Origin of the sequence: Hyphomicrobium sp. (genome assembly GCF_041674905.1) — a bacterium.
Taxonomy (GTDB): domain Bacteria; phylum Pseudomonadota; class Alphaproteobacteria; order Rhizobiales; family Hyphomicrobiaceae; genus Hyphomicrobium_B.
Map to the genome: position 1 here is coordinate 99,968 of NZ_JBAYUV010000008.1, position 13,150 is coordinate 113,117.

The following is a 13,150-nucleotide window of genomic DNA, read 5'->3' on the forward strand; positions in this document are numbered from 1 at the left end:
CGTCAGATTTTATCGTCCGTCTCGCCGATAACGGATTCGAAATCGATCTTTTGCGCCTCGATGACGGCCTGCGTCCGCGACGATACGTTGAGCTTGCGCAGAATCTCGGAGACGTGAGCCTTAACCGTTGTTTCCTCGATCTGAAGCTCGTGCGCGATCTGCTTGTTCAGCAATCCCTGGCGGAGCATGCGGAGAACGCTCAACTGCTTCGGCGTTAGCATCTTGAGGCGATGGACGAGATCGCCGCGCGCCTCGGAGTTGGCCGGCGCCTCGGGAGGCTTGTAGCCTTTCGGAAGCGTCAACGAGCCTTCCATGACATCTTTCAGAGCCGAGGCAATTTCGGATCGATCCGCGGATTTCGAAATAAATCCAGCTGCGCCGTAGCGCATGACATCCTGAACGATGCGCGGGTCTTCGAGTGCCGAGACAACCACGATCGGCAAGCTCGGGTGCAGCTTTCTGAGTTCGAGCAAGCCTTCGAAGCCGCGCGTTCCAGGGAGCGCCAGATCAAGCAAAACGACATCGAACGGCGTCCTGCTGTCGAGAACTTTTTTCGCCGCCTCGATCGAGACGGCATCACGTGTTTCGGTATCGGGAAACGCGCTGACGATGGCTCGCTGCAGGGCTTCTACGAAAAGCGGATGATCATCGACGATCAAGATACGTGCCGGTACGGCCAAACTTCACCTCCAAGGCCCTTCGCGTTCCCTTTTTGGACCGCTTTTTGTCGCGTCAACCGCGACCTTCGGCCATTCATCTCACGCCACTCATGCCTTGGATGGAACGCCCTCCAAATTCGACTTTGGTCGTAGCGCAGTTTCCGGCACGCCCGCAACCATTCGACGAATAGCGTAAAGTGAGACGCCCTTCGTATAAGCGCTCATTAAAGATACGTTCCTCCGCTGGCCGTGGCGCCCGCGGTCGACCCGGGGATGAAGCTGGCGCCGCCGCCCCCTGACGATATGAGGCTGAGGCCGCTGGCATTGTACCTCTGCCCCGTAACACCGTAGGCTCCGAGAGAGAATGTGGTCTGCTGGAAATTCACGAGAGCCATGTACTGCGCGTAGGCGGTGGCCGTGAATGTAACGCTCGCATCAAGAGTTATCGTCGCGTTATTAAAGTCGATGGTTGCCGAGTATCCGCCGATCGCAAAATATGAGGCGCTTCCAGAGATTGTGAACGATCCTGACTTGCCGTGGAGACGCGCCCCGTTGTCGATACGCAAGTGAGAGCCCGCACAAGCTCCGAAGCGCCAGTTGTTTAATTGAAGAATGCCAATTCCGCTCAGCGCGATGGAGTTGCCCGACGTTACCGTCTGCGTCTCAAATCCGCGCATTTGATAGGTGGCGAACGTACTCTCTGCACTGATCCGCGAGCCGGTCCCCATCAGGAGACAGTTCCCCGGCGTTGATGTGTTACCAACAATCGTAATCGGGCCGGTTCCGAGATATGGCTTTAAGGTTATGGCTCCGGCGTATGTGCCGTCAGCAACATTGATGGTCACGTTATAAATTGAGAGGTCAAGCGCACACGCCGTATCAATCGCCTTCTGGATCGTCAGAAAAGCGCCGCCTGACGTGTTGGCCAGTCCGTTGTTGCTGTCGCTACCATCAGTGCGGACATAATAGGTCCGGTTCGCCGTCAGAACTTCGCGTGGGCCGCCTGAGATGGGGAACGAAACACGGCCCGTATTGCGGTCGATTTTAAGGGCCTCGTACCACGTCGAGCCGTCGGGGCTCACCTTGAAGTGAAAATCATCGTCGCCCGCGAGACCCATCTCGGCGCGGCCGGAATAGTTCGTCTGGTAGAGCACGGATGCCGTGTCGGCCGCCGCCGCCTTGTTGATTTTCTGCTGATGACCGTTGCCGGTATTGTCGAAGAGACTCGCCGGGCTCTTGATTGCGAGCTTGTTCGTCACATCGGCCGTGGTGTTAATCCCGACGTGCGTGAGGTTGTCGAATGCGTCCGGTAAATCACCCGGTCCGCCGCTGGAAAGCTCCGTCCATGCGCCGTCCTGATAAACGAGGAGAGCGTCTTCGCCTGCACACCACGCACGCCAACCCTCTTGCGGCCCATAAAACGCCCATGCCCCGTCCTGATACGCCGCGACCTTGCCGTCGTGGTCCGTCCAGCTGCCGCTGGCGTCCGCCGCCACGATGAAGCGGCTGCCATTGTCGGGCGTCGCGGGCGGTACGCTCAGCGTCCGGCTGGCGACGGAGAGGTGCACCAGGCAGTCGATGGCGCGGATGGCCTCATTGTGCGTCACATGCTTCTGGGCCTGAGCCGGCAGAATGTAAGGAAGCGCAAGGTTCGGCGTATCGTTCATAAGCAGCACAAATCCCAAATAACTCTCCGCGGGTCTCAAAATACGGCTGCGCGGAAGGGCGGGGATAAGTTTTTTTCCGGGACGACGCGTCCGCCGCATGCGACATCCGATGCGGGCTCGATTGCCCGGCGGATCGTGACGATCTAAGCCGCTCCAGGCAGGAGAATTACGCGTATGAAATTTCTGGTCACGGGCGTCGCGGGCTTCATCGGTTTCCACACGGCGATGCGTTTGCTCGAGCGTGGCGATGTCGTTATCGGCGTCGACAATATCAACGATTACTACGATCCGAAGCTCAAAGAGGCGCGCCTTGCCAAGCTCGAAGGGCGCAACGGATTCTCGTTTCATCGATTGAATATCGCCGATGCGCCGGCGATGGCCGCGCTGTTTCAAGCGGAACGGCCCGATAAAGTCATTCACCTCGCGGCGCAGGCGGGCGTTCGCTACGGCCAAGAAAATCCGAACGCCTATATCGAGTCCAATATCGTCGGCACGCAGAGCATTCTGGAAGGCTGCCGGCACAATGACGTCAAGCATCTGGTGTTTGCGTCATCAAGCTCCGTCTATGGTGCGAATACCGCGATGCCGTTCAGCGTACATGACAACGTCGATCATCCGCTGAGCCTCTACGCGGCGACGAAGAAAGCAAACGAGCTGACCGCGCACACCTACGCTTACCTCTATCAGATCCCGGCGACGGCGCTGCGCTTCTTCACGGTCTACGGACCGTGGGGTCGTCCCGATATGGCGCTGTTCAAATTCACGCGCCAGATTCTTGCAGGCGAGCCGATCGAAGTCTTCAACAACGGACATCATGCGCGCGACTTCACCTACATCGACGATATCGTCGAAGGCGTACTGCGCACGGCGGACAACGTCGCGGAGCCAAATCTGGATTGGAGCGGAGAAAAGCCCGATCCGGCGACGTCGATGGCGCCGTATCGGGTCTACAATATCGGCAATAACAATCCGGTCGAGCTGATGGATTTCATCGCGGCGATTGAACGTGCCCTCGGCCGCGAGGCAAAGAAGATTTTCCTGCCAATGCAGCCGGGCGACGTAGCAAAAACATTCGCCGACGTGGATGATCTCGTGCGCGATGTCGGCTTCAAACCGGCGACGCCGCTTGATGAGGGCATCGCGCGCTTCGTCGCCTGGTATCGGTCCTATTACGGGTGAGGCCGTTATTTGCCGCGGGGCTTCGCGCGCGTGGTCGGGCTGGCGTTTGCGGGATCATCGGGCCAGACGTGTCTCGGATATTGTCCGCGCATATCAGCTTTGACGGCGGCCCACGATCCGATCCAGAAACCCGGCAGATCGCGCGTGATCTGGATCGGCCGATGCGCCGGAGACAACAGATAGAGCGTCAACGGCAATTGGCCGCGCGCGATCGCCGGATGCTCTTTCAGCCCGAATAATTCCTGCACGCGGATGTGCAGCGCCGGTGCGCCTGCGCCTTCGTAGTCGAGCGCATGACTGTTGCCGCTCGGCGCTTCGAAATGCGTCGGTGCTTCGGCGTCGAGGCGCTGCCGCATCGACCACGGAAGCAGGGTGGCAATTGCTTGCTCGAGCGTCGAGCCGTCGATTTCCGAGACGCGTGTCTTGCCGGACAGATAGGGAAGCAGCCACTCTCCGACGCTTGCGGACAGAGCCGCATCCGACAAATCCGGCCAACTTTCGTCGTTCGCTCGAAGAAATCCGATTCGGCTTCTGAGTTGAAGCTGCGCCTTCGACCACGGCAGAGCTCCAACGCCGATATCCGCGATGCCTCTGGCAAGAATGGGCGAGGCATCTTCGTCGGGACGAACGGGCCGCGACTTGCTTCTGATTTCTATGGCTCCGAGGCGTCGGACGCTGCGGGCTTTGACCGACCTCTGCTCGCGGTCGAACGTCAGCTCGTCGTCGCTTTCAATTCGATCTCCGGCCAAGGCCAAAACTTCCGCTTCGTCCGTCGCCGCCGCGAGCATGATCCGCGTTGCAGCGGCGCGTCCCTGCAATTCCGCGACGACGAGATACGGCGCGGCGGCGAGCGGATGCGCTGTGTCGATCAAACCGGCGCGGCCGTTCGCCAGCAAAAAGCTGCCGCGCTTGCCGCGATTTTTCGCGATCCGTTCCGGATAGGCGAGCGCCAGCAATTCCGCAGCCGAGAGCGTTGAATCTTGCGCACCGTTCGCGGCGGCACGCGCCCACTGGCGAGACAGCGCTTTCATATCTTGCGCGCGACGCGATCGGTCGCGACGAAAATTTTCGAGACGCGTCGCGATGTCGAGGTCGTTGCCGCCGATGCCGCGCTCGACAAGAACGGCCGCAAGCTCGGCGGCGTCCTGAGCCGCGCCGCGCTCGCCGGCCTTTAGCAGCATGCGCGCTAAGCGCGGGGGCAATGGCAGCGCGCGAAGCCGCCGGCCTTCTTGCGTGATATGGCCATCGGCGTCGAGAGCGGCGATGGCGTTGAGCCCTGATCGCGCCGCAGCCAGAGCGCCGTCGCTCGGCGCGTCGAGCCAGCGGAGCGAGCGCGGATCGTTCGTGCCCCACTCGGCGCAATCGAGCAGCAGGCCCGACAGATCGGCGACGCGGATTTCCGGCTCGGCGAACGGCACCAGGCCCTGCGTCTCGGGTTCATCCCACAGCCGGTAACTGATCCCAGGTTCGGTCCGGCCTGCACGCCCGCGACGCTGATCGGCGGACGCGCGCGACACGCGCACGGTTTCAAGCCGCGTCACGCCGACGTCGGGCTCGAAGCGCGGCACGCGCGCCAGGCCGCTGTCGATGACGACGCGCACGCCTTCAATCGTGATCGACGTCTCGGCGATCGACGTCGCGAGGACGATCTTGCGGTGTCCGGTTTTTGCAGGCGATATGGCGCGATCCTGGGTCGCGGGATCGAGGGCGCCATAAAGCGATGTGATATCGATCGTCTCAGGAAGATTGAGCGCGCGCAGGCGCTCGGCGACGCGCGTGATCTCGCCCTGACCCGGCAAAAATACCAGGATCGATCCTAAGTCCCGTTCGAGCGCGCGCCGAACCGCATCGATCACGTCATCCTCGATGCGTTGCGCGCGGCGTCCGAGATAGCGCGTCTCGATCGGGAATGCGCGGCCGTCGCTGGCGACGACCGGCGCATCTCCCAGAAGCTCCGCGACACGCGACGCTTCAAGCGTCGCCGACATCACCAGGATTCTCAAGTCCGGGCGCAAAGCGGCGCGTGCATCGAGCGCCAGCGCCAAGCCGAGATCGGCGTCCAGCGAACGCTCGTGGAATTCGTCGAACAGCACGGCGGCGACGCCCGAAAGCTCGGGGTCGTCGAGGATCATGCGGGTGAAGACGCCTTCCGTCACAACTTCGATGGCGACGTTCGCGCTCGTTTTTGACGCGAGCCGGGCTCTGAGGCCAACGTCGTCTCCGACACGCGTGCCGAGCGTGCCCGCCAAGCGTTCCGCCGCAGCGCGCGCCGCAATCCGGCGAGGCTCGAGGACGATGATCTTGCGCCCGTTGCGCCACGGCTCGTCCAGCAGAGCCAGCGGTACGCGCGTCGTCTTGCCTGCGCCGGGAGCCGCGACAAGGACGCCAGCTCCGTGCGTGCGGAGCGCGTTGCGCACGTCATCAAGAACGGCATCGATCGGAAGCGGCGCGGAGACTATCAGACCGGCCATGATGTGAACGGGCGTTAGACGGATTTCGTCGCGTTGCGGATCGCGGCGATGTTGGCGGCATAGCTTTTCTGTGATCCGCCCTTGAATACGGCGGAGCCCGCAACGAGCACGTTAGCGCCGGCCTTGACGACCTCCGGCGCGGTTTCCGGCGTCACACCGCCGTCGACCTCGATGTCGATCGGCCGCGAGCCGATGAGCGCTTTCACGCGCCGGATCTTCTCAATCGCCGACGGAATGAAGGACTGCCCGCCAAAGCCCGGATTGACCGACATCAGCAGGATGAGATCAATTCGGTCCAGACAATATTCAATGACGTTTTCCGGCGTCGACGGGTTGAGCGACACGCCCGCTTTTTTCCCGAGCGCGCGGATCGCCTGCAACGATCGATCGAGGTGCGGCCCCGCTTCGGCGTGAACGGTGATGATGTCGGCACCGGCGGCGGCGAAGTCCGCGAGATAGGGATCGGCCGGTGCGATCATCAGGTGCACGTCGAAGATTTTCTTCGAGGCGCCGCGCACGGCCTTGATGATCGGCGCGCCGAACGTGATGTTCGGAACGAAGTGGCCGTCCATCACGTCGCAGTGAATCCAGTCCGCTCCGGCCGCGTCGACCGCGCGGATTTCGTCGGCGAGCTTGCCGAAATCGGCCGACAGAATGGACGGTGCGATCAAAACAGGGCGAGTCACGGATAACCTTCCAATCTTCGTTCTGGTCTTCGTTCTGCTCGCATCAGAGCGCGCGGCGGCGGCGCTCGACGAGCTGCAGGATTAGCGGCGTCAGAATGAGCTGCATCGCCAGATCAAGCTTGCTGCCCGGAATGACGATCGAGTTGGCGCGGGACATAAAGCTATCGTGCAGCATCGACAAGAGATAGGCGAAATCGATGCCGCGCGGCTCCTTGAACCGGATGATCACCATCGATTCGTCGGGCGTCGGAATCCAGCGCGCAATGAACGGATTGGAGGTGTCGACCGTCGGGATGCGCTGAAAGTTGATGTCGGTGTGGGCGAACTGCGAGCAGATGTATTCCACATAGTCCGGCATACGCCGCAGGATAGCTTGCGTGACGCCCTCGGTCGTGTAACCGCGCTCGGAACGATCGCGCTGGATCTTTTGAATCCATTCGAGATTGATGACCGGCACGACACCGATTTTCAGATCGGCATAGCGCGCCACGTCGACCTCGTCGGTTACAATCGCTCCGTGGAGACCTTCGTACAGGAGAAGATCGCTGTCCGGCTCGAGATGGGTCCAGGGCGAAAACGTGCCTATGGCCGCGCCGGTGTTGCGCTGATCTTCGGCGTTGTGACAATAGACGCGCGTTTTGCCGGTTCCGGTTTCGCCGTAGGTGCGGAATAGCTGCTCAAGCTCTGACAGCAGATTGGCTTCGGCGCCGAAGTGGCTGAAGTGGTGGTTGCCGCGTTCGGCAGCCGCCTTCATGGCAATGTCCATATCCTCGCGATTGTAGCGATGGAAGGCGTCGCCCTGGATGAACGCGGCTTTCACCTGCTCGCGGCAGAAAATGTACTCGAACGTATGGCGCACCGACGATGTGCCAGCGCCCGACGAGCCGGTAACGGAGATGATGGGATGCTTGATTGACATCGGCGGAATTCAAACCGTCATTGCAGGGAAATGGATGGCGCAGTCATGGTAGCGCCCGGAACAAACCACGACGTCCGAAAAGGGGCGAGCGATCGCCTTTGAATTCCTGGCCGCTGTAAATTCGCACCACCCGATCGACCTCATAGCGTGATCCGCAAATCAGCGGCGTTTTTTGATGCAGCGAAATCGGGACAACGTCGAGCACGCGCTCGCGGCCTGTCGTGGCTTTGCCGCCCGCCTGTTCGATCAGCCAGCTGAAGGGATTGGCTTCGTAGATCAAGCGAATGCGGCCTTGATGGAAACCTTTGCGCCGATCACTGGGATAAAGATAGATGCCGCCGCGGGTCAGGATACGGAAGATGTCGGCGACGGGCGAGCCGGTCCAGCGCATGTTGAAATCGTGACCGCATGGGCCGTTCGCGCCGTTCTCGCAATCGTGGATATAGATGCGGATCGGATCATCCCAGTGACGCGCGTTCGATGAATTGATCGCGTATTCCGTTGTTTCCGCGGGCATCGTAACGTTGCGCGACGTCAGGTGGAACGTGTTCGTGCTACGGTCGAGCGTAAAGATCTGGGTGCCGAGGCCGACCGTCAGCACGAGCGCCGTATGCGGCCCGTAGACCGCGAAGCCTGCCGCAAGCTGATGCGAACCGGGCCGCAGGAATGCCACTTCTCCGACAGATGCGGGGTGACGCGGGAGGATCGAAAAAATAGTGCCGAACGAGACGTTGGCATCGACGTTCGAAGATCCATCGAGCGGGTCGGTTGCAACCAGGAGCGGAGCGTCGGAATTCAATGTGATCGGCTGTTCGGATTCTTCCGAGGCCAGCGCCGCAACCGGTGCCGCCTTGAGCGCCTCGGCGATCATTCCATTTGTGAGAAGATCGATTTCTTTCTGTTCGTCAAACTCGCCGGCCCGCGAGACGACTTGACCTAACTTACCGCCGAGTGCACCGCGCGCCACAAGATCGGAGATCCGTATGCTCGTCTCGGCCAAGGCCAGAACAGTATCCGCGACGTGACTGCGCGTGCGACCGTCCAGCGTCCAATCCGACAGATAGTCCTTCAGTGTCGCGAGACCCATCGCACTCCTTCCGGCACAACTCTTGGCCGCCGCAGCGTTCGCCTATCTAATCCTACTTGGATCGGAGAAGCGAGCGGACAAGCGCGCATTCAATGTGCATAGGCAAGCGGGTCTAGAATTTTGCTGGGCTGCAAAACAGGGGGCGAATTGACCGCGCGACGTCGTAACAGCCACGGTTTTCAAGACCGTTGGGAATGCGCGTTAATCATTGGCTTGCGACGGCTGGCCGGGAGAGCTTGCGCTATAAGTGGGCTCTAAACCTTGAACTCGTCGATGGTCGTCACTGCCTGTCTCAGCGCTTCCGACCAGGCATTCGACAGTTTGCGGAAATAGGCATCGTCCGGGCCGATACGGATCTCACGCGTGATATCGAGGGCGTCCCGTTCGTAGACGACAAGATCGATCGGCATACCGACGGACAGATTGGAGCGGAGCGTCGAGTCAAAGGAGAGCAAAACGACCTTCACGGCTTCTCCGAGGCGCATGTCGGCGCGGGCGACGCGGTCCAGGATCGGCTTGCCGTACTTGTGCTCGCCGATCTGAAAGAAGGGCGTGTCGTCGGCGGCCTCAATGAAGTTTCCCTCCGGATAGATCTGAAACAGGCGCGGCTTCTCGCCTTCGATCTGGCCGCCGAATATAAAATGCGTATTGAAGCCGACCCTCGACGCCTCGAGCGCGGCGCCGTCGATGCGGCGGGTCTCGCGTATCGCGTCGCCGACAATGCGCGCCGCACGGTACATATTCGCCACGTTGTAGAGATTGGGCACGTCCGACTCATCGTCGCCCAGGCGTTCATTCAGAAGATTAACGACGGTTTGCGTAACCGCGAGGTTGCCGGCGCTCATCAGAAAGAAGACGCGGTTGCCGGGCTTTCGCCAGATCTGCAACTTGCGATATTGCGCGATGTTGTCCAGGCCCGCGTTCGTGCGCGTGTCGGCTGCAAAGACCAAACCGCGCTCAAGTCGGAGCGCCACGGCATACGTCATTCGTCGTCTCCGTCGGGCAGCTACTGCTGTTGACTGATCTGCTGCTGAACTTCGACGATCACGTCAAGCTTTTCCTCGGCGATGCCGTGACGCATGCCGCGAATAGGGGCCGCAAACGACGCATCCAGGCCGGCGGCAAGACGGACATAGAGATCGGTCGGGCAGACGCCGTTGGCCGGGTCGAAGCCAACCCAGCCGAGATCCTCGATCCAAACCTCGGCCCAGGCATGATTGGCCTCCGCAGGCTCATCGCCACCGCTGAAAAGATACCCGCTGACGTAGCGCGCCGAGATGCCCAATGAGCGGACAGCGGATATGAAGACGTGGGCGTGGTCCTGACAGACTCCGGCTCCATCGCGTAAGGCGTCGGCCGCCGTCGTGTGGCTGTTCGTTGCCCCTGTCCTGTACTCAATGGCTTCGCGGACAGCGGCCATCAGGTCGTGCATGCCGCGAAGTCCGGCGGCGGGATTCGTCATGCGTGCTAGGCTGCGAATATCGTCGTTCGCCAACGTCTTAGCCGTCTGCCGGCGATAGACGCTTAATGGTGCGAGCTCGGCGAGGCCGCGAACGACGCCGGCGCAATCCTCGGTCTCGACGATGCCCTTCGCGATGACCAGCGATTCCGTTTGCGCGCCCGCGCAGCTCGCGAGGTGCACCATGTTTCCGAAGCCGTCACGAAACGGCCGTGCGGCATCGATGCCCGGCGCGATGATACGCCAGTCGACAACGCGCTGCCCTTGGAACGACGGCGGCGTCAGGCGCAGCGCCATGATCGCGTAGTTCGTCACCTCACTGTAGGTATATCGCGAAACATGGCCAATCGAGATGCGCATCGTTTGGGCCTCAATCGATGAAATGGTAGGCGGCGGAGATTTCGTTGCCGAGCCTGTTGTTACGCCCGATGAAGTCCTGGACGAACTCGTGCAGTCCGGATTGAAAAACGGCTTCGATATCGGCTTCAAGCAGAAGATCGCGAGTCGCCTCGACCGTCGCGTGGCAATCGTGGCGCGCGCCGTAAAGTGCGGCGAGATCGCGGAGCGCTACGGTCAGTTCATCGTAGCAGGCGCGCAGAGAGCGCGGCATCTGCCGATTGAGGATCATGAAATCGGCGATCTTCAGCGGCCGGTATTGATCCTTGAACACCCAGCGATAGCTGCGATGCGCCGATACCGAGCGCAACAGAACGGACCATTGAAAGTTGTCCTTGCCGCTTCCGACCATCTCGCTCGACGGCAGGAGATGATAATATTTGACGTCGAGAATGCGGGCCGAGCTGTCGGCGCGCTCGAGGAAGGTCCCGATTTGGCTGAAGTAGAACGTGTCGTTGCGCAGGATCGTATTCAGCATCGCGCCGCGATAGAGAGCAGACCGGGCACGGACCCAGTCTAGCAGCTCCGGCAACGAATTCGACGTGATCGTCGCCGGTTTTATGGCCTGAAATTCGAGGCACGAACTATTCAGGCTCTGCCACATCTCGCGCGTCAACGAGGTTCTCTGCGCACGGCCGTTGCGGCGGGCGCCTGCGAGGCACGCCGCGATGCTTGAAGGGTTCGACGTATCGAACAGCATGTAGTCGATGACCTTGCGCGAAACGAGGTCGCCGTGGCGCTGCATATACCCTTGCATGCAGCCCGCGCTCTCGAGCGTCGAGCGCCATTCCTCGTGGAAGCCTTCGCCTTCGCGCGGCAAGAGCACGATGCGATAGCCGACCTCCAGCAAGCGCGCGATGTTTTCGGCGCGTTCGATGTAGCGGGACAGCCAATAGAGATCGTTTGCGGTTCGTCCGAGCATGCGCCCTTTATTCCTGTAGCACCCACGTATCTTTCGTGCCGCCTCCCTGGCTGGAATTGACGACGAGGGAGCCTTTCTTCAAAGCCACGCGCGTCAAGCCGCCCGGGATCAAACGCACCTGATCGCCGACGAGCACGAATGGCCGCAAATCCAGGTGACGCGGCGAAACGGCGGAGCCCGCGAGCGTCGGACCTGTCGATAATGCAAGCGTCGGCTGGGCAATGTAGTTGCAGGGATCGGCCAGAATTTTCGCGCGGAAGGCGTCGATTTCTTCCGTCGTCGAACGCGGCCCGACGAGCATGCCGTAACCGCCCGAGCCGTGGACTTCCTTCACCACGAGTTCGGGTAAGCGAGACAAAACGTATTTGAGGTTTTCCGGATCGCGGCAATTGTAGGTCTCGACGTTGCCGAGGATCGGGGCCTTGCCAGTATAAAATTCGATGATCGCCGGTATATAGCTGTAGATCGCCTTGTCGTCCGCGATGCCCGCTCCCGGCGCGTTGACGATCGTCAGACGGCCTGAGCGATAGACATCGAAAAGACCCGGAACGCCCAGAAGCGATGTCGGATCGAAAACCAGCGGATCGAGAAACATATCGTCGATGCGGCGGTAAAGAACGTCGACGCGTTTCAAGCCCTCCGTCGTCTTCATGCGGAGCAATCCGTCGATCACGATGAGATCGGCGCTTTCGACGAGTTCGATGCCCATCTGATCGGCCAAGAAGGAATGTTCGAAATAGGCGCTATTGAAAATACCGGGCGTCAGTAGCGCGACGTTGGGCTCCGCATCGAGATTGCGCGGGGCGACACTTTCGAGCGTCTTCATCAGTGCATCGGGATAGTTTTCGACGGGGCGTACACGGTTGCGGCTGAAGAGATCGGGGAAAAGGTGCATCATCGTTTCCCGGTTCTCGATCATGTAGGAGACGCCCGATGGCGTACGCGTGTTGTCTTCCAGCACGAGAAATTCATCTTCGTTCGTGCGGACGAGATCGATGCCGATGATATGGCTATAGATGCTTCGCGGCGGATCGACGCCGATCATTTCCGGCTGGAAGGCTGCATTTTGAATCACCAGCTCTTCCGGAACGATGCCGGCCTGCAGAATGTCCTGGCGATGATAGATATCGTAGAGGAACGCGTTCAGCGCCCTGACGCGCTGCTCGATGCCCAATTCGAGCTTGCGCCATTCTTCGCCTGAGATGATGCGCGGGAAAATATCGAATGGAATGAGCCGTTCGGCGGCGGCTTCATCGCCGTAGACTGCGAAGGTAATGCCGGAACGGCGGAACAGAACCTCGGCTTCCGCCGATTTCTGGCGCAGCGTGTTCATATGCTGGACGCCGAGCCATTCGACGAAGTTGCGATAGGGCGCGCGGACCTCGCCGCCAAAGCCGTTCATTTCGTCGAACGCTGCGCGCACGGCCCGTCCTCCCTCCGCGATCTCCTTTCGGGCGTATCGCAAAGGACGGGCCAAACTGAAAAATGCCGCGAAGACTGCGGAAATACAGTCTTCGCGGCATCAGATTGGCGCGCAACTACGCAGTGTGCCTACTTCAGCGGCATTGGCGCCGCCGATACAGGACTTAGAACAGCCCCTGGATCAGGCCCTGGTCGTCGAGGCGGATGCTGTCGGCGGAGGGGACCTTCGGGAGGCCCGGCATGGTCATGATCTCGCCGGTCACGACGACGATGAACTCGGCGC

At 60.7% G+C, this 13,150-nt stretch carries 12 protein-coding genes; 1 reads left to right on the forward strand and 11 read right to left on the reverse strand.

The window, feature by feature from the left end:
• Window positions 1-2 precede the first annotated feature (2 nt).
• A complete protein-coding gene (locus WC026_RS05590; protein WP_372709841.1) occupies window positions 3-680 on the reverse strand; it encodes a response regulator in 678 nt (225 codons plus the stop codon).
• A 203-nt stretch (window positions 681-883) separates the two neighbouring features.
• Window positions 884-2,326, reverse strand: coding sequence for a DUF2793 domain-containing protein (locus WC026_RS05595; RefSeq protein ID WP_372709842.1), 1,443 nt, complete (start codon window positions 2,324-2,326; stop codon window positions 884-886).
• A 174-nt stretch (window positions 2,327-2,500) separates the two neighbouring features.
• On the opposite strand from WC026_RS05595, the gene WC026_RS05600 reads away from it, so the two are divergent.
• Window positions 2,501-3,505: an NAD-dependent epimerase gene (locus tag WC026_RS05600; RefSeq protein ID WP_372709843.1), complete on the forward strand. Its 1,005-nt coding sequence runs from the start codon at window positions 2,501-2,503 to the stop codon at window positions 3,503-3,505.
• Between the two features lie 5 nt (window positions 3,506-3,510).
• Here WC026_RS05600 and hrpB read toward each other — a convergent pair whose 3' ends face one another.
• From hrpB to WC026_RS05645, 9 genes are all read right to left on the reverse strand, one after another.
• The gene (hrpB, locus tag WC026_RS05605) at window positions 3,511-5,976 is read right to left on the reverse strand and encodes an ATP-dependent helicase HrpB (RefSeq protein WP_372709844.1); all 2,466 of its coding nucleotides are present in this window, start codon (window positions 5,974-5,976) and stop codon (window positions 3,511-3,513) included.
• 14 nt (window positions 5,977-5,990) lie between these two features.
• Window positions 5,991-6,662 carry a ribulose-phosphate 3-epimerase gene (gene rpe, locus WC026_RS05610; protein ID WP_372709845.1) on the reverse strand — a complete coding sequence of 224 codons (672 nt, stop codon included), beginning with the start codon at window positions 6,660-6,662 and terminating at the stop codon, window positions 5,991-5,993.
• Window positions 6,663-6,705: 43 nt separating this feature from the next.
• On the reverse strand, window positions 6,706-7,581 hold the full coding sequence (locus WC026_RS05615) for a phosphoribulokinase (RefSeq protein WP_372709846.1): 876 nt from the start codon (window positions 7,579-7,581) through the stop codon (window positions 6,706-6,708).
• Between the two features lie 43 nt (window positions 7,582-7,624).
• The gene (locus WC026_RS05620) at window positions 7,625-8,668 is read right to left on the reverse strand and encodes a class 1 fructose-bisphosphatase (protein ID WP_372709847.1); all 1,044 of its coding nucleotides are present in this window, start codon (window positions 8,666-8,668) and stop codon (window positions 7,625-7,627) included.
• A 254-nt stretch (window positions 8,669-8,922) separates the two neighbouring features.
• Window positions 8,923-9,654, reverse strand: a complete 732-nt coding sequence (locus WC026_RS05625; RefSeq protein WP_372709848.1) for a peptidase — start codon at window positions 9,652-9,654, stop codon at window positions 8,923-8,925.
• Window positions 9,655-9,674: 20 nt separating this feature from the next.
• On the reverse strand, window positions 9,675-10,487 hold the full coding sequence (locus WC026_RS05630) for a transglutaminase domain-containing protein (protein ID WP_372709849.1): 813 nt from the start codon (window positions 10,485-10,487) through the stop codon (window positions 9,675-9,677).
• Between the two features lie 10 nt (window positions 10,488-10,497).
• On the reverse strand, window positions 10,498-11,445 hold the full coding sequence (locus WC026_RS05635) for an alpha-E domain-containing protein (RefSeq protein ID WP_372709850.1): 948 nt from the start codon (window positions 11,443-11,445) through the stop codon (window positions 10,498-10,500).
• 7 nt (window positions 11,446-11,452) lie between these two features.
• Entirely contained in the window at window positions 11,453-12,847 is a 1,395-nt protein-coding gene (locus WC026_RS05640) for a circularly permuted type 2 ATP-grasp protein (protein ID WP_372709855.1), read from the reverse strand.
• 184 nt (window positions 12,848-13,031) lie between these two features.
• A partial coding sequence (locus WC026_RS05645; RefSeq protein ID WP_372709856.1) for a formate--tetrahydrofolate ligase occupies window positions 13,032-13,150 on the reverse strand: 119 nt, incomplete at its 5' end.